At 68.6% G+C, this 16146-nt stretch carries 15 protein-coding genes and 1 riboswitch; of the genes, 8 read left to right on the top strand and 7 right to left on the bottom strand.

Annotated features, from left to right (window positions below):
- Nucleotides 1–59: 59 nt before the first annotated feature.
- Entirely contained in the window at nucleotides 60–2705 is a 2646-nt protein-coding gene (locus G6N61_RS12605) for an ATP-binding cassette domain-containing protein (RefSeq protein WP_163918834.1), read from the bottom strand.
- A 254-nt stretch (nucleotides 2706–2959) separates the two neighbouring features.
- On the opposite strand from G6N61_RS12605, the gene G6N61_RS12600 reads away from it, so the two are divergent.
- Nucleotides 2960–3436, top strand: coding sequence for a hypothetical protein (locus tag G6N61_RS12600; RefSeq protein WP_163918833.1), 477 nt, complete (start codon nucleotides 2960–2962; stop codon nucleotides 3434–3436).
- On the opposite strand, the gene G6N61_RS12595 is transcribed toward G6N61_RS12600, so the two are convergent.
- Complete coding sequence (locus G6N61_RS12595) at nucleotides 3433–4632, bottom strand: NADH:flavin oxidoreductase (protein WP_163918832.1); 1200 nt, start codon at nucleotides 4630–4632, stop codon at nucleotides 3433–3435. The genes G6N61_RS12600 and G6N61_RS12595 overlap by 4 nt on opposite strands.
- A gap of 27 nt (nucleotides 4633–4659) precedes the next feature.
- Here G6N61_RS12595 and G6N61_RS12590 point away from each other — a divergent pair, with 27 nt between their 5' ends.
- Nucleotides 4660–5514 carry a bifunctional methylenetetrahydrofolate dehydrogenase/methenyltetrahydrofolate cyclohydrolase gene (locus G6N61_RS12590; protein ID WP_179973669.1) on the top strand — a complete coding sequence of 285 codons (855 nt, stop codon included), beginning with the start codon at nucleotides 4660–4662 and terminating at the stop codon, nucleotides 5512–5514.
- Nucleotides 5511–5804: a DUF3017 domain-containing protein gene (locus G6N61_RS12585; RefSeq protein WP_163918830.1), complete on the top strand. Its 294-nt coding sequence runs from the start codon at nucleotides 5511–5513 to the stop codon at nucleotides 5802–5804. The genes G6N61_RS12590 and G6N61_RS12585 overlap by 4 nt, the downstream gene beginning before the upstream one ends.
- Nucleotides 5805–5806: 2 nt before the next feature.
- Here the strand turns inward: G6N61_RS12585 and G6N61_RS12580 are convergent, their stop codons facing one another.
- From G6N61_RS12580 to G6N61_RS12570, 3 genes are read right to left on the bottom strand one after another with little or no spacing between them, the layout of a single operon-like run.
- On the bottom strand, nucleotides 5807–6532 hold the full coding sequence (locus tag G6N61_RS12580) for a class I SAM-dependent methyltransferase (protein ID WP_170314449.1): 726 nt from the start codon (nucleotides 6530–6532) through the stop codon (nucleotides 5807–5809).
- Nucleotides 6529–7674 carry a homoserine O-acetyltransferase MetX gene (gene metX, locus G6N61_RS12575; RefSeq protein WP_163918828.1) on the bottom strand — a complete coding sequence of 382 codons (1146 nt, stop codon included), beginning with the start codon at nucleotides 7672–7674 and terminating at the stop codon, nucleotides 6529–6531. The genes G6N61_RS12580 and metX overlap by 4 nt, the downstream gene beginning before the upstream one ends.
- Nucleotides 7671–9008, bottom strand: coding sequence for a bifunctional o-acetylhomoserine/o-acetylserine sulfhydrylase (locus G6N61_RS12570; RefSeq protein ID WP_163918827.1), 1338 nt, complete (start codon nucleotides 9006–9008; stop codon nucleotides 7671–7673). The genes metX and G6N61_RS12570 overlap by 4 nt, the downstream gene beginning before the upstream one ends.
- 128 nt (nucleotides 9009–9136) lie before the next feature.
- Nucleotides 9137–9273, bottom strand: a riboswitch (SAM riboswitch).
- 161 nt (nucleotides 9274–9434) lie between these two features.
- Here G6N61_RS12570 and G6N61_RS12565 point away from each other — a divergent pair.
- Nucleotides 9435–11687, top strand: coding sequence for an NADP-dependent isocitrate dehydrogenase (locus G6N61_RS12565; RefSeq protein WP_163918826.1), 2253 nt, complete (start codon nucleotides 9435–9437; stop codon nucleotides 11685–11687).
- Here G6N61_RS12565 and G6N61_RS12560 read toward each other — a convergent pair.
- A complete protein-coding gene (locus G6N61_RS12560) occupies nucleotides 11684–12523 on the bottom strand; it encodes an epoxide hydrolase EphH (protein ID WP_163918825.1) in 840 nt (279 codons plus the stop codon). The genes G6N61_RS12565 and G6N61_RS12560 overlap by 4 nt on opposite strands.
- A gap of 276 nt (nucleotides 12524–12799) precedes the next feature.
- On the opposite strand from G6N61_RS12560, the gene G6N61_RS30830 reads away from it, so the two are divergent.
- Together G6N61_RS30830 and G6N61_RS12550 are read left to right on the top strand one after the other, a co-directional pair.
- Complete coding sequence (locus tag G6N61_RS30830; protein ID WP_235887510.1) at nucleotides 12800–13186, top strand: hypothetical protein; 387 nt, start codon at nucleotides 12800–12802, stop codon at nucleotides 13184–13186.
- A gap of 21 nt (nucleotides 13187–13207) precedes the next feature.
- Complete coding sequence (locus G6N61_RS12550) at nucleotides 13208–14026, top strand: exodeoxyribonuclease III (RefSeq protein WP_163924784.1); 819 nt, start codon at nucleotides 13208–13210, stop codon at nucleotides 14024–14026.
- Here G6N61_RS12550 and G6N61_RS12545 read toward each other — a convergent pair.
- A complete protein-coding gene (locus tag G6N61_RS12545; RefSeq protein ID WP_163918824.1) occupies nucleotides 13996–14622 on the bottom strand; it encodes a TIGR03086 family metal-binding protein in 627 nt (208 codons plus the stop codon). The genes G6N61_RS12550 and G6N61_RS12545 overlap by 31 nt on opposite strands.
- Nucleotides 14623–14709: 87 nt before the next feature.
- On the opposite strand from G6N61_RS12545, the gene G6N61_RS12540 reads away from it, so the two are divergent.
- Together G6N61_RS12540 and trpS are read left to right on the top strand one after the other, a co-directional pair.
- Nucleotides 14710–15096: a MarR family winged helix-turn-helix transcriptional regulator gene (locus G6N61_RS12540; protein ID WP_276078449.1), complete on the top strand. Its 387-nt coding sequence runs from the start codon at nucleotides 14710–14712 to the stop codon at nucleotides 15094–15096.
- A 34-nt stretch (nucleotides 15097–15130) separates the two neighbouring features.
- The gene (gene trpS / locus G6N61_RS12535; protein WP_163918822.1) at nucleotides 15131–16141 is read left to right on the top strand and encodes a tryptophan--tRNA ligase; all 1011 of its coding nucleotides are present in this window, start codon (nucleotides 15131–15133) and stop codon (nucleotides 16139–16141) included.
- Nucleotides 16142–16146: the final 5 nt, after the last annotated feature.

The raw sequence follows: 16146 nt of genomic DNA, 5'->3' as shown, positions 1-16146 counted from the left end.
CGACGATGTTCGAGTAAGCCTGTCCGTGAGCGCTACCTGAACGACCCGGCAAGCGCCCGTCAGCCGGCCTTGAGCCGAATCTTGAAGCGTACGAAGCACACGTAGAAGATCGACAGCACGCCCAGCATGGCCATGTCGAACAGCCACGCGTCCGACGTGTGCTTCCAGTGCGAGTCGTCCGGCATGATCGGCGGCTTCACCATGTCGGTCACGCCCACCGTCGATGCCGTGGCGCCGAAGCCCCAGCGGGCCGGCGTGATCCACGACAGCTGGTCGAGCCCGAGGCGACCCGTGACAGGAATCAGACCGCCGGAGAACACCAGCTGCGACATGATCGCGACGACCAGCAGCGGCATGATCTGCTCGCTGGTCTTGGCCAGCGCCGACAGCGCGAGGCCCACCGTCGCCGCGCAGACGGTCGTGGCGGCCATGCCGATGAACAACTCGATCGAGGCGGCGACCTCGCCGTCGCCCAGCACCACCGCGCCGTTCTGCGGCGCGCCGACGCCGATCAGCGTGATCCCGGTGACGATGGCGGACTGCACGATCGCGAACACCGAGTAGATGCAGACCTTCGCCAACAGGTAGGCCGACGTCGACAGACCCACCGCCTGTTCGCGGAGGAAGATCGCGCGTTCGCCGATCAGGTCGCGAACGGTCAGTGCGGTCCCCATGAAGATGGCGCCCACGTTGAGCAGGACCAGCACCTGGCCCGGCTGATTGGGCGCGTCGCCGACGGGGGAGGGCTGACCGAAACCGGTGGAGCCGGGCACGGACAGTGACAGCACACCCATGATGAACGGGAGGATCGCCAGGAAGATGAAGTAGCCGCGGTCGGAGACGATGAGCCGCATCTGGCGCCGGGCGATCGTCGAGAACTGGTGCATCACACTGGTGCTCGCCGGGCTGCCAAGGTCTGCGGGTTGCTCCGCGGGCGGTGCCGGTGGCGGCGGACCGTTGAGGTCGAGGTAGCGCCTGCTGGCCGCGTCGGGATCGCCAGCGACCGTGCTGAAGATGTCCGCCCAGTTGGTGGTGCCCAGCTGCGTCCCGATCTGGTCGGGCGGCCCGCAGAACGCGGTCTTGCCGCCCGGGGCGAGGAGCAGCACCTGGTCGCACACGTCGAGGTAGGTCAGCGAGTGGGTCACGACCAGCACCACGCGGCCCGCGTCGGCGAGCTGGCGCAGCATTGTCATGACCTGGCGGTCGAGCGCAGGGTCCAGGCCGGAGGTCGGCTCGTCGAGGATCAGCAGCGACGGGCCGGTGAGCAGTTCGAGCGCCACCGATGCGCGCTTGCGCTGACCACCGGACAGCTTGTCGACGCGGGTCTCCAGATGCTTGGTCATCTCGAGTTCTTCGAGGACCTGCATGACGACGTGCTCGCGGTCTTCCTTCGTCGTGTCGGGCGGCAGCCGCAGTTCCGCGGCGTACATCAGCGCCTGCTTCACGGTGAGCTGGCCGTGCACCACGTCGTCCTGGGGGACCATTCCGATTCGCGATCGGAGCGAGGCGTACTCGGAGTGGATGTCGTGACCTTCGAAGGTCACGGTGCCGCTGGTGGGGTGGGTGTAGCCGGCGACGAGCTTGGCGAACGTCGACTTGCCTGCACCGGACGGGCCGATCACCGCGGTCAGCGTGCCTGTGCGCGCGGCCAACGAGATGTTGTTCAGCAGCGTCTTGTTGCCCTCGATGGTCCACGTGACGCCGTTGACCTCGAGGCCGCCGGTGCGGGTGGCCGTCGCCTCGGTCTGGGTGCGCCGGGCTAGGCTGCCGCCTGCGAAGACGAGGTCGACGTTGCCGATCGTGACCACGTCGCCGTCGCGCAGAAGTGCGGCCTCGACGCGGGTGCCGTTGACGAACGTGCCGTTGATGCTGCGGTTGTCGACGATCTCGGTGCCGGCGGGGGTCATCACCAGGCTGGCGTGGTGGCGCCCCGCCAGCACGTCCGGGATGACGATGTCGTTGTCGGTGGCGCGGCCGATCTTGACCGCGCCCGCCGGGGTCTCCGGTGCCCCCCGCCCCGGGCGGAGGATCTTCATCATGCTGGTCGCGAGGTTTCCCTCGCTCTGACGTGGCGCAGCGGTCGGCCCCAGCGTCGTGACGGGTTCGGCGGACGGCTGGGAGATCGGCTGGGCGTACCGCTGCTGCGGCGCGCTCGGGTAGCTCGGCGCACTCGGGTAGCCGGTCTGCGGACCCTGGGGGTAGGCCTGCCTGCCGCTCTGCGGCGCGGGCGCGGGACCGGACGGGTAGCGCGGCGGCTGACCGGGCGGGTACGGCTGACGCGGCGGCGGCATCGTCTGCGGTGACATGGCGTGCGGCTGCTGCGCCGACCAGGAGGTGCTCGGGCGGCCCGCGACGGGGACGGCTGCGGTGGGTGGCGGGGAACCGACCGAACCCTGGTGCCGCCCCACCTCGAACGTCAGCCGAGGCCCGTCGGGATTGCCGATGTTGAGGTTGAGGCCGTCGGTGATGTCGACGACGGGAACGCGCTGCCCGTTGACGTACACGCCGTTGAGCGAGCCGTTGTCGACGGCGACCCACCGGCCCTGGTCGTACCGCAGGAGTAGGTGGGTACGCGAGGTCAGTGGGTGGGCGATGCGGATGTCGGCGCGCAGATCGCGGCCGACGACGACGTCGCTGCCGGGTGCGAAGGTGCGCGACGATCCGTCGTGTCGGACGGTCAGCGCAGGCGGAGTCGGTCGCGTCATCGGCTACGACTCTAACGGCATGGGTGCGCTGCGAGGCCGGCCCACGAGGCGGTGTCGGCGGCGGGTCGCGGCCTCGGCGGGCCCCCTGTGGCGGCACGGCCGGCTGCCAACTGGTTGCGAAGCAAACGATTCACCGGTCGGTGGGGTCGATCATGACCGGTGGCGTGCCCACATTGGTTGCGACCGCGTGACGATTAGGTCTTGGTACGGCGCATAACCAACCATGTGCAGGCACGACGTGGTGTCGTTGACGCATGGCGAACTTGGCGGCCGTGACCCGTGCGGCGATTGCGGCGGTGCTCCTCGGGGCTGCCGGCTTCGGCTCCGTGGCTACGGGTACGTCTTTGCCTGCCGCGCTGGCCGCACCGGGTGACCGGCCGACCGATGCCAGGGGCTTCGTCGGCACCACGGCGCGCTGCGACGGGCCGATGAAGACTGCCGCGCTGGGGCGCACGCCGCTGTCCCTGATCGTGATCTGCTCCAACCCGCGCGGCGGGTTCGAGTACCGGGGGATGCGCATCCGCGACCGCGCGCCGCTTCGACTGCCTGCCACCGAGCTGGCCAACGGGTGCTTCGGGGTTCGCGGTGATGGCGTGGACTACACCGTCTCGCCGAACAAGTTGCTGCTCACCGCGGGCATGCGGATCGTCCGCGACGAGCGGATGCTGCAGTTCGAGGACCGCCGCGTGCCGGAGTCGGCGCCGATCTCCAAGACGTCCGGCGGCGGTTAGCCCGGTGCTCCGGTGACGACGCAGTGGGTGTGGCTGTAGATCGTCGCCATGCACTTGTTGCAGTGGGTGCACGCCGACTTCACGGTGTGGGCGTCGCCGTCGGCCTTGATGCGGTTGATCAGGTCGGGCTCGGCGAGCAGGGCCCTGCCCATCGCGACGAAGTCGAAGCCCTCGGCCATCGCGAGGTCCATCGTCTCGCGATTGGTGATGCCGCCGAGCAGGATCAGCGGCAGCTTCAGCTCGGCGCGGAACTGCTTGGCGTCGCGGAGCAGGAACGCCTCCCGGTAGGGGTATTCGCGGAGGAACTTCTTGCCCGTCATCCGGATGCCCCAGCGCAGCGGCGGCTTGAAGGCGCCCGCGAACTCCTTGATCGGTGCGTCGCCGCGGAAGAGGTACATCGGGTTGACCAGTGAACTGCCCGCGGTCAGTTCGAGTGCGTCGAGGCCACCGTCGTCCTCGAGCCACTTGGCGGTCTGCAGCGACTCCTCCAGCGGGATGCCGCCCCGCACGCCGTCGGTCATGGTGAGCTTCGCGGTGATCGCGATCTGGCCGCCGACCGCGTCGCGTACCGCCCGCACCACGCCGCGCGCCACCTTGGCGCGGTTTTCCAGGGAGCCGCCGAACTCGTCGTCGCGGCGGTTGATCAGTGGGCTCAGGAACGAACTCGCGAAGTAGTTGTGCCCGAGGTGGACCTCGACGGCGTCGAAACCGGCGTCGACGGCGTACCGGGCGGCGTGCGCGTGCGCGGCGATGACGTCGGAGATGTCCTGCCGGCTGGCTGCCTTGGCGAACCGCATCCCGATCGGGTTGAAGAAGCGCACCGGCGCGAGCGCCCTTGCCTTATTCGACTTGGCGTTGGCGACGGGTCCCGCGTGACCGATCTGTGCGCTAATGGCCGCACCCTCGGCGTGGATGGCGTCGGTGAGCCGTCGTAGCCCAGCGATGGCCTCGGGACGCCAGTAGATCTGTGCGCCGTCGGTCCGGCCGCCGGGTGAAACGGCGAGGTAGGCGACGGTCGTCATGCCGATTCCGCCTGCGGCGGGAAGGCGGTGGTAGGTGATCAGGTCGTCGGTGACGAGCGCGTGGGGGGTAGCCGCCTCGAACGTCGCGGCCTTGATGATCCGGTTGCGCAGAGTGATGGGCCCCAGTCGGGCGGGGCTGAAGACGTCGGTGGACACATTGGGCTGACTGTCCATTCTCGGGAGCCTGCCACAATGAACACCGTGGGAGCGATCACTTTGGACGGCAAGGCCACGCGCGACGAGATCTTCACCGACCTGAAGGAGCGGGTGGCGGCTCTGAGCGCCGCCGGACGCACGCCGGGTCTGGGAACGGTGCTGGTCGGCGACGACCCCGGCTCGCACGCCTACGTCCGGGGCAAGCACGCGGACTGCGCGAAGGTCGGCATCACGTCGATCCGTCGCGACCTGCCCGCCGACATCAGCCAGGCGACGCTCGAAGAGACCATCGACGAACTGAACGCCAACCCCGAGTGCACCGGTTACATCGTGCAGTTGCCGCTGCCGAAGCACCTCGACGAGAACGCCGCGCTGGAGCGCATCGATCCGGCCAAGGACGCCGACGGGCTGCACCCGACCAACCTCGGCCGGCTCGTGCTCAACGAGCCGGCCGCGCTGCCGTGCACGCCGCGGGGCATCGTCCACCTGCTGCGGCGCTACGAGGTCGAGATCGCCGGTGCGCACGTGGTCGTGATCGGGCGCGGCGTGACGGTGGGCAGGCCGATGGGTCTGCTGCTCACCCGTCGGTCGGAGAACGCGACGGTGACGTTGTGCCACACCGCAACTCGGCACCTGCCGCAGCTCACCCGGGAGGCGGACATCGTCATCGCGGCCGCGGGCGTCCCGCACATGGTCACCGCCGAGATGGTCAAGCGGGGAGCCGCCGTGGTCGACGTCGGGGTCAGTCGCGACGATGCGGGCAAGCTCGTCGGCGACGTGGCGCCCGACGTGTGGGACGTCGCGGGCCACGTGTCGCCGAACCCCGGTGGCGTCGGCCCGCTGACGCGGGCATTCCTGCTGACGAACGTCGTCGAAGCCGACGAGGCGAAAGTGCGTTGACACCCAGGGAGTTCGCCCGCAAGGTGTTCGCCGGCCAGTGGCCCATCCTGGTCGTCGGGCTGTTCTTCGTCGCGGCGTTCGGTTTGGTGATCGCGGGCTACTGGCGGCGCGGGGCACTCGTCATGGCGATCGGCGTCGGGGTGGCCGCGGTGATGCGCCTGGCGTTGTCGGAGGACCGGGCCGGGCTGCTGGTGGTGCGGTCGCGGATGATCGACTTCGCGACCACCGCGTCGGTCAGTGCGGCGATGCTCTACATCGCCTGGACCATCGACCCGTTGGGCACCAGCTAGTTTCAGGCGAGCGTCGCGCGCAGGCCTACCGTCACGTAGGGCAGCGCAAGGCCGGTCGTGTTCACCAGTGCGGGGTGAGTGGCCAGTAGTTCGCGGACGCGTCCCAGTGTGCGCGTGCGTACTTCGTCGGGCGAGGTGATGCAGTAGCTGCGCGAGGCCACCAGATCGATGAGGGCTTGCGGCGTCAGGTAACTCGTCCATTCGAAGTGGCGACGCTCCAGCCCGGTGAAGAGCGGGGGCAACGTGACGTCGTCCTTTGACGGGTCGTCGTGACCGATGATGCGCCCCAGATCTCTGACCCAGCCCAGTCGTTCGTCGCGGGTGTTCCACACCAGGCCCAGGGTCCCGCCGGGCCGCAGCACGCGGGCGATCTCGGCGCTGGCCCGGTCCCGGTCGAACCAGTGCCACGCCTGCGCCACCAGCACGGCGTCGACGCTGTCGTCGGGCAGCGGAATCTCCTCGGCCGTGCCCAGCAGCGCGGGGGTGTCCGGCAGCGACGAGCTGAGCACCTCGAGCATCTCCGGGATCGGGTCGACGGCGGTGACGTCGAGGCCACGCTCGACGAGTCGCACGGTCAGCTTGCCGGTGCCCGCGCCGAGGTCGAGCACGTGGCGCGCGGTGGACGGCAGCAGCCAGTCGATGGCCTCCGGCGGGTACGACGGCCTGCCCCGCTCGTATGCAGCGGCCGCCGATCCGAAGGACAGCGACCGTTCCTGGGACTCGGTCACTTCTGCGTCGTCCCCGATGCCAGCTCCAGCGTCCGCCGGATGAGCTTGCCGACCTGTTCGGTCTCGACCAGGAAGCCGTCGTGCCCGAACTCCGACTCGACGACGTTGAGTTCTGCGCATCCAGGCAGCAGGTCGGCCAGTTCCCGTTGCAGGCGAATGGGATACAGCCGGTCGGTGGTGATGCCGCCGACGACGACGGGCACGTCGCAGCCGGCGAGCGCAGTGTCGACCCCACCCCGGCCGCGCCCGACGTCGTGGCTGCTCAATGCATCCGACAGCGCGACGTAGGTGCCCGGGTCGAAGCGTGCGGCGAGCTTGCCGCCCTGATACTCGAGATAGCTCTGCACGGCGTAGCGTCCGCCCTCGGTGGGGTTCTCGCCGACCTGTCCGTCGTTGCGGAACCGTTCGTCGAGTTCTTCCTCGCCGCGGTAGGTGAGGTGTGCGAAGCGCCGGGCGATGTCCATGCCGGTGTAGGGCGCCCGTCCCGTGCCGTGATAGTCGCCGCCCTGCCAGTCAGGGTCGGCCTTGATGGCCGAGACCTGGCTGCTCTGCGTGCCGATCTGGTCGGCCGTCGCTCGTGCCCCGACGGCGAGGATCAGTGCGGCGCCGACGGTTTCGGGATGACCCACGATCCATTCGAGGGCGCGGGCACCGCCCATCGATCCTCCTACGACTGCGGCCACGCGGGTGATGCCCAGCGCCGCCAACGCGGCGATGTCGGCCTGCACCTGGTCGCGCACGGTGATCGCGGGGAACCTCGACCCCCACGGCTTGCCGTCGGGCGCAATGGAACTCGGCCCGGTCGAGCCGCGGCAGCCGCCCAGCACGTTGGTCGAGACCGCGCACCACCGGTCGGTGTCGATCGGTGCGCCCGGCCCGGCGACGCCGTCCCACCAGCCCGGGGTGGGATGGTCGGGACCGGCGGGCCCGGTCACGTGCGAGTCGCCGGTGAGCGCATGCAGCACCATGACGACGTTGTCGCGTTCGGGCGACAACTCGCCCCACCTCTGCACGGCAATGGACACGTCGTCGAGGACGACGCCGCTCTCCAGGGTCAGCGCGCCGATGTCGACCACGCCGATCTCGGCTTCCGCGGGCAGGTCGCCGGTCACGAGCGCCCGGCTCTCGTCGAGAAGTGTCACACCGATGCCACCGTGCTCGACGCGCCCCCGAACACCTTCGCGGCGGCGAACCCCTGCTCGAGGTCGGCGAGGATGTCGTCGATCCCTTCGATGCCGACGGCGAGCCGCACCAACCCGGGCGTCACGCCCGTCGCGATCTGCTCCTCGGGGGAGAGCTGCGCGTGCGTGGTCGATGCGGGATGGATGACCAGCGAGCGGACGTCGCCGATGTTGGCGACGTGGCTGTGCAGGCTCAGCGCGTTTACGAATGCCTTGCCCGCCTCGACCCCGCCGCCCAGCTCGAAGGCGAGCACCGCGCCGGTGCCCTTGGGGGCGATCTTGCGGCCCAGCTCGTACCACGGTGACGAGGGCAGCCCGGCGTAGTTCACCGACACGACGTCGTCGCGCTCGGCGAGGAACTCGGCGACCCGCTGCGCGTTGGCGACGTGACGCTCCATCCGCAGGCTCAGCGTCTCGAGGCCCTGGGCGATCAGGAAGGCGTTGAACGGTGCGGCCGACGAGCCGAAGTCGCGCAGCAGTTGCACGCGGGCCTTGAGCGCGTAGGCGGGCGGACCGAGTTCGGCGAACACTACGCCGTGGTAGCTGGGGTCCGGCGTCGTGAAGCCGGGATGCCTGCCCTGGGTCCAGTCGAACGCGCCTCCGTCGACGATCACGCCCGCGATCGCGGAGCCGTGGCCGCCGAGGTACTTGGTCGCCGAATGCACCACGATGTCGGCGCCGAGCGCGAGCGGCTGGATGAGATACGGCGTGGCGATGGTGTTGTCGACGATCAGCGGAACGCCGCTGTCGTGCGCCACACCCGCGACGCCGGGGATGTCGAGGACGTCGATCTGCGGGTTCGAGATGGTCTCGGCGAAGAACGCCTTGGTATTCGGCCGGACCGCGGCACGCCATGACTCGAGGTCGTCGGGATCCTCGACGAAGCTGACCTCGATGCCGAGCTTGGGCAGCGAGTAGTGGAACAGGTTGTAGGTGCCGCCGTAGAGCCGCGGGCTCGACACGATGTGGTCGCCGGTGGCTGCGAGGTTCAGGATGGCGAAGGTCTCGGCGGCCTGCCCGGACGACAGGAACAGTGCTGCGACACCGCCTTCGAGTGCGGCGATGCGCTGCTCGACGACGTCGGTGGTGGGGTTGCCGATGCGGGTGTAGATGTTGCCGGGGACCTCGAGGCCGAACAGCGCCGCGGCGTGCGCGGTGTCGTCGAAGGTGTACGACGTGGTCTGGTAGATCGGCAGGGCGCGTGCGTTTGTCGCGATGTCGGGGGTCTGGCCGGCGTGTACCTGCTTGGTCTCGAACGACCAAGAAACAGTGGGGTCTTCTTCGGGTGTGGACATGTCGGTCTGCTCCTACGTGAGGGGAGTCGAATCAAGAGTCAGCGCAGCAGAAGCGCGCACGAGGGGTCTACGAATGACGACACATGATGGGCCTCCAGGTGTCCCTGTCTTCGGGGCCCGTGGATGCGGACCCGCGCTTGCCGTGTGGCCGACTGTCATGCTCTTCGCAGACGGCTACCCAACCTGGTCAATCACCCGGGGCACCCCACCGCGGTTGGAGGGTTGCCGGCCAGCGAGCCGGGGCTTGACGCTGGCACTCATGACCGCTGATAAGCGTAGCTCACGACCTCGCGGTGGTGCCAGCGGGTTCTCGGCCACCGGGGGAGCCTCTGACCCATCGGTGACGAACGCGTAGGTTCGTATTCGACGCGATTCCGAGGGTCGCGGACTGCACGAGACCACCGACTGGACGCCGGGAGAATGACCATGGGTGACAAGCAGCCGAGCATCATCTACACGCTCACCGACGAGGCGCCGCTGCTCGCGACGTACGCCTTCCTTCCGGTGATCCGAACCTTCGCCGAGGCCGCCGGCATCGACGTGAAGACGAGCGACATCTCGGTCGCCGCGCGCATACTCGCCGAGTTCAGCGACCGTCTCCCCGAGGACCAGCGGGTGCCGAACAACCTGGCCGAACTCGGCGACCTGACCCAAGACCCAGAGACCAACATCATCAAGCTGCCGAACATCAGCGCCTCGGTTCCGCAGCTGCTCGCCGCCATCAAGGAACTCAAGGCCAAGGGTTACGACCTGCCGGACTACCCGGGCGAGCCCAAGACCGACGAAGAGAAGGCGATCAAGGAGCGCTACGCGTCCTGTCTCGGCAGCGCGGTCAATCCGGTGCTTCGCGAAGGCAACTCGGACCGTCGCGCGCCGAAGGCCGTCAAGGAGTTCGCCCGCAAGCACCCGCACAGCATGAGCGAGTGGTCGCAGGCCTCCCGCACCCACGTGGCGACCATGAAGCACGGCGACTTCTACCACGGCGAGAAGTCGATGACGATCGACAAGGACCGCAAGGTCAAGATGGTGCTCGAGACCACACCCAAAGACGGCGGGGCCGGCGAGACCATCGTCTTGAAGCCCGAGGTGGCGCTGGGCGACGGTGACGTCATCGACAGCATGTTCATGAGCAAGAAGGCCCTCTGCGACTTCTACGAGGAGCAGATGGAGGACGCCTACAAGACCGGCGTCATGTTCTCGCTGCACGTGAAGGCGACGATGATGAAGGTGTCGCACCCGATCGTCTTCGGGCACGCGGTGAAGGTGTTCTACAAGGACGCATTCGCCAAGCACCAGAAGCTGTTCGACGAGTTGGGCGTCAACGTCAACAACGGCCTGTCGGATCTCTACAGCAAGATCGAGACGCTGCCCGCGTCGCAGCACGAGGAGATCATCCGCGACCTGCACGCGTGCCACGAGCATCGGCCGGAGCTGGCGATGGTCGACTCGGCGAAGGGCATCTCGAACTTCCACTCGCCCAGCGACGTCATCGTCGACGCCTCGATGCCCGCGATGATCCGTCTCGGCGGCAAGATGTACGGCGCCGACGGCCGCACCAAGGACACCAAGGCCGTCAACCCCGAGTCCACGTTCTCCCGCATCTACCAGGAGATCATCAACTTCTGCAAGACCCACGGGCAGTTCGACCCGACCACGATGGGCACCGTCCCCAACGTCGGGCTGATGGCGCAGAAGGCCGAGGAGTACGGCAGCCACGACAAGACGTTCGAGATCGCCGAGGACGGCGTAGCCAACATCGTCGACGTCGACACCGGTGAGGTGCTGCTGACCCAGAACGTCGAGGCCGGCGACATCTGGCGCATGCCGATCGTCAAGGACGCGCCGATCCAGGACTGGGTCAAGCTCGCCGTCACCCGTGCCCGCGAGTCCGGGATGCCTGTGGTGTTCTGGCTCGATACCGAGCGGCCGCACGAGGCGGAGCTGCGCAAGAAGGTGAAGACCTACCTGAAGGACCACGACACCGAGGGTCTGACGATCCAGATCATGCCGCAGGTGTGGGCCATGCGGTACACGATCGAGCGCGTGATCCGTGGCCAGGACACCATCGCCGCGACCGGCAACATCCTGCGCGACTACCTCACCGACCTCTTCCCGATCCTGGAGCTGGGCACCAGTGCCAAGATGCTCTCGATCGTGCCGTTGATGGCGGGCGGCGGGCTGTACGAGACGGGGGCCGGCGGCTCGGCGCCCAAGCACGTGCACCAGCTGGTCGAGGAGAACCACCTGCGCTGGGATTCGCTTGGCGAGTTCCTCGCGCTCGCGGTCAGCCTCGAGGACCTCGGCAACAAGCACGACAACGAGCGGGCGCGGATCCTGGCCAAGACGCTGGACACCGCGACCGGACGACTGCTCGAGGAGAACAAGAGCCCGTCGCGCAAGACCGGCGAACTCGACAACCGGGGCAGCCAGTTCTACCTGGCGATGTACTGGGCCGAGGCGATCGCCGGGCAGTCCGACGACAAGGAACTGGCCGAGCACTTCTCCGCGCTCGCCAAGACCCTCGCCGAGAACGAGGAGGCGATCGTCGCCGAACTCAACGAGGTCCAGGGTGAGGCCGTCGACATCGGCGGCTACTACTACCCGGACCCCGAGAAGACCACGTCGGTGATGCGTCCCAGCAAGACGTTCAACGAGGCACTGGCTGCCGCGCAGGGTTAACCCGCGGGCGGCACCGCCCGCTTGCGCTCGGTGTGCTCGTCGACGAACTCGCTGATCAGCTCGGTGATCTGACCGGGCGCCTCGAGCATCGGGATGTGTCCGAGGCCGGGAAGCCTGGTAACCCGGGTGTCCTTGGGCAGGTTGTCGATGAAGTAGCGGTTGCCGCGCGGGGTGGGGAAGACCCTGTCCTTCTCGCACAGCACCAGGTGCGTGGGCGCCGCGACGTTGGCCAGCTCGAGCAGGCCGGGCAGTCGGAGCGTCTTGACCAGCAGCTGGACGTAGGCCGTGCAGTGGGTCGCGTCGTCGACGAGGGCGACCAGGTCGGCGTGGCTCGGGCCGTCGGCGGGGCCGCTGACGGGCAGCGTGGCGATCCTGCGCACCCCGGGGTACTCGAGGATGCGCGGGCCGATCAGCCGGGCCGCGACCAGCGCCGGGCCGCCGAGCAGGAACTTGAGCACCGTCTCGTACTTGGTGGCGGCGTGCTGTCCCCATCCGCCCGCGGGGGCGATGCCGGTCAGGGTGCGGGCGCGTCCGCGGCGCTCCAGTTCGAATGCGACCCAGCCGCCGAGGGAGTTGCCCACGATGTGCGCGGTGTCCCAGCCGAGCTTGTCCATCCGGCGCTCGACGTCGTCGACCAGGGCGGAGGTCTCGAGGAACCAGGTGCCCGAGCGCGTGCCGCCGTTGTGGCCGGGCATCGTCGGAGCGAAGACCTCGAAGCGGCCGGTGTCGGCGAGCTGGTCGGCGACGGTCCGCCACACGTTCTGCGAGCACAGGAACGGGTGCAGCAGGACGATCGGCTCACCGGTTCCGACGTGAATGGGGTCGCGTTCAGGCATGCGGCGACACTAAAGGTGATACCGCCGGTATCGCAAGACGGTGGTGTCGGTGCGGCTCGGCATGCTCGCGGGATGGAACTCGATGCGACCGAGAGTCGAGCAGTCGTCGATCCGGGTGCGTCATCAAATGATGACGCGGTGTCATCGAATGATGACGGTGCAGGGCGAGGGGGCGGCCTGGTGGGGGCCGTCGCGTCGGGCGATATTGCCGGGTACGCCGGCGTGACCGGGAGTCGAGCAGTCGTCGATCCGGGTGTGTCATCGAATGATGACGCGGTGTCATCAAATGATGACGCCGCCAACCGCGAAGGTGCTTCGTCAGGCGCCGAGCCCAACGCCAACCCCAACTCCTTCCGAGACCGACCGTGGTGGGAGACGGATCCGACGATTCAGGCCAACGCCCGCCGAGCGCTGGAGGAGATCGAGGATGCCGCGCCGCGGTCACCCGAGCCCACCGGCCCGGATCCGGTGTTCGCCGAGATCGTCAGCGGGGCCAGGTTGCGTGAGCTGGCTGACGCCCGCGACGACCTGGCCCGGGCCAAGCAGCGCTACGTCGACGCGATCCGAGGTGCACGCGTCGCCGGGTTCTCCTGGGGCGAGATCGGACGCATCCTCGACGTCCCGCGCCAGGCACTGCACCGCCGCTATGGCGCTCTCGGTTAGTGTCTCGCGCTGATGTCCTCGATGATCGTGAGCACCGTCAACGTCAACGGCATTCGTGCCGCCGTCAAGGAGCGGTCGGCCGACAACCTCGGCATGCTGCCGTGGCTGGCCGCGACCCGCGCCGACGTCGTCTGCCTGCAGGAGACGCGCGCCGACGACGAGCAGCTCGCCGAGGCGCTGGCCCCAGCCCTGAACGACGGCTGGCACCTGGCCTCGGCCGACCCGCACCTCAAGGGGCGCAACGGCGTCGCGGTGCTAAGTCGGAAGCCGGTCACGCGTACGAAGATCGGCCCCGGCGGTGACGTCGACGAATTCGCCTCGCACGGACGCTATCTCGAGGTCGACGTCGCAACCCCGGACGGCGACCTCACCGTCGTCAGCGTGTACTTCCCGACCGGCGAGGCGGAGACCGACCGGCAGCTCGAGAAGGAGCGCTTCATGGCCGCCGTCGCCACCCGGATGGCCCACCTACTGGAATGCGGCCGCGACGCCGTGGTGTGCGGCGACTGGAACATCGGCCACACCGAACTCGACATCAAGGCGTGGAAGGCCAACCGCAAGAAGGCGGGCTTCCTACCCAGTGAGCGGCAGTGGATGACCGATCTGCTGACCACCGGTTGGGTCGACGTGGTGCGCGTCCTGCACCCCGAGGTCCCCGGGCCGTACAGCTGGTGGTCGTGGCGCGGCAAGGCGTTCGACAACGACGCGGGTTGGCGCATCGACTACCAGGTCGCCACGCCGGCGCTGGCCGGTCGCGCGACCCTGGCCCGCGTCGAACGGGCCGACGCCTACGCGCTGCGCTGGTCGGATCACGCCCCGGTGACCGTCGAATACGCCTGACTCCACCCCGGGTCGCGGCCGAGATGCCGTAGGACGCGGGCGAAGTCGTCGTGATCGGCCGACGGCAGTGCACGTGCGAACGGTGACCCGTCCGCGTCGCGGAAGTCGCCGTCGGGTACTGCCATGGCCACCGGCACCAACGCAGCGATCACGTCGTCGGGCAGGGCGAAGGGCGCCCCGATGGTGACTGCGACGTCCCATGCGTGCACCGCGTAGTCGACGAAGTGGAACCCGATCGCCTGCTCGCCAGGGATCACGACATTGGGGCCGAATTCCGGCATGGCGAACGGCTTTTCGTCGATGCCCTCGGTGTCGAAGGCGGCGAGGACGTCGCGCGCAGCCGCGGCGTAGGTGCCCGCGGGGTCGTCGGCGACGGCACGAACGAAGCGCTCGGCCCGCCAGACGTCGGCGTCCGCACCGTGGCCGCGCGCGGCGGCCGCGAAACCGTGGTGCTGGGCGGTCATGTGGGTGAGTAGCTCGGCGAGGTCCCAGCCGGCGCACGGTGTAGGGAGCGTCAACTGATGGGGCGCGACGGCGTCGACGACCGTTACGGAGGCGAGGACGGCGGTGCAATGCTGCGGTGCGAAAGTAGGCATGTGCGTATCGTATGCGCGCGCATACGGTATGGCAACGCTTACGCTCGCCCGGTGGCTGCGACACCCAGGCGTCCGGACCTCGCCGCGATGCTCGGTCCGCTGATCCGCGAACTGATGGCCGCGGAGGCTCCCGTGCTGAAGGCGCACGGCCTGACGATGTGGGGATACGTCGTCCTGCTCGCGCTGGACCGGGGGACCGTGCGCACCCAGGCGGCGCTCGCCGAGGCAATCGGCGCGGACAAGACCCGCATCATCGCCACCCTCGACGGCCTTCAGGACGACGGCTACATCGAGCGGTACCCCGACCCCGACGACCGCCGCGTGCGAGTGCTGGCCATCACCGCCGCCGGCCGCGCGGTCAAGGACGCCGCCCAGGCCGAGATCCAGCGTGGGGAGGAGCGCTGGCTGGGCGTGCTGGACCCCGAGGAACGCCGGGTGTTCCTGCGCGCGTTGCAGCGAATGGCCCCTGGCTGACCGGGATGCCGACAGTGAGAGGATCGAGGTCATCATGAGCACTCAGCCCGTCGTCTTCTCCGGCGTCCAACCCACCTCCGATTCCCTGCATCTGGGCAACGCCCTTGGCGCGATCAAGCAGTGGGTGGGTCTGCAGGACGACTACGACGCCTACTTCTGCGTCGTCGACCTCCACGCGATCACCATCCCCCAGGACCCGGCGACACTGCGCCACCGCACGCTGGTGACCGCGGCGCAGTACCTGGCCCTCGGGATCGACCCCGCCCGCGCCACGATCTTCGTCCAGAGCCAGGTGGCCGCGCACACTCAATTGGCCTGGGCGCTGGGCTGTTTCACGGGTTTCGGTCAGGCTTCGCGGATGACGCAGTTCAAGGACAAGTCGCAGAAGGAGGGCGCGGACGCCACGACGGTCGGTCTCTTCACCTATCCAGTTCTGATGGCCGCCGACGTGCTGCTCTACGACACCAACCTCGTTCCGGTCGGCGAAGACCAGCGTCAGCACCTCGAACTGGCCCGCGACGTCGCCCAGCGGTTCAACGCCCGCTTCTCCGACGCGCTCGTCGTGCCCGAGGCAATGATCCCCAAGGCGACGGCCAAGATCTACGACCTACAGGACCCCACCGCCAAGATGAGCAAGTCCGCGGCCACCGATGCCGGCCTGATCAGCCTGCTCGACGACCCGAAGAAGACCGCGAAGAAGATCCGCTCGGCTGTCACCGACAGCGAACGCGAGGTCCGCTTCGACCGCGAGTCCAAGCCCGGCGTCTCCAACCTGCTGACCATTCAGTCGGCGGTCACCGACGTCGACGTCGACACGCTGGTCCGCGGCTACGCGGGCCGCGGGTACGGGGATCTCAAGTCCGACACCGCCGACGCCGTCGTCGAGTTCGTGACGCCCATCAAGGCGCGGGTCGACGAGATGCTCGCCGACCCGGCCGAACTCGAGGCCGTGCTGGCCGCCGGTGCGCAGCGTGCCGGTGAGGTGTCCGCCAAGACGCTCGCGCGGGTCTACGACCGGTTAGGGTTCCTGCAAAACTCGCGCTAAGGAGG

The organism is Mycolicibacterium arabiense (assembly GCF_010731815.2).
GTDB classification, from domain to species: domain Bacteria; phylum Actinomycetota; class Actinomycetes; order Mycobacteriales; family Mycobacteriaceae; genus Mycobacterium; species Mycobacterium arabiense.
The sequence above is the reverse complement of the archived record's forward strand: the minus strand, read 5'-3'. Positions and strand labels throughout refer to the sequence as shown.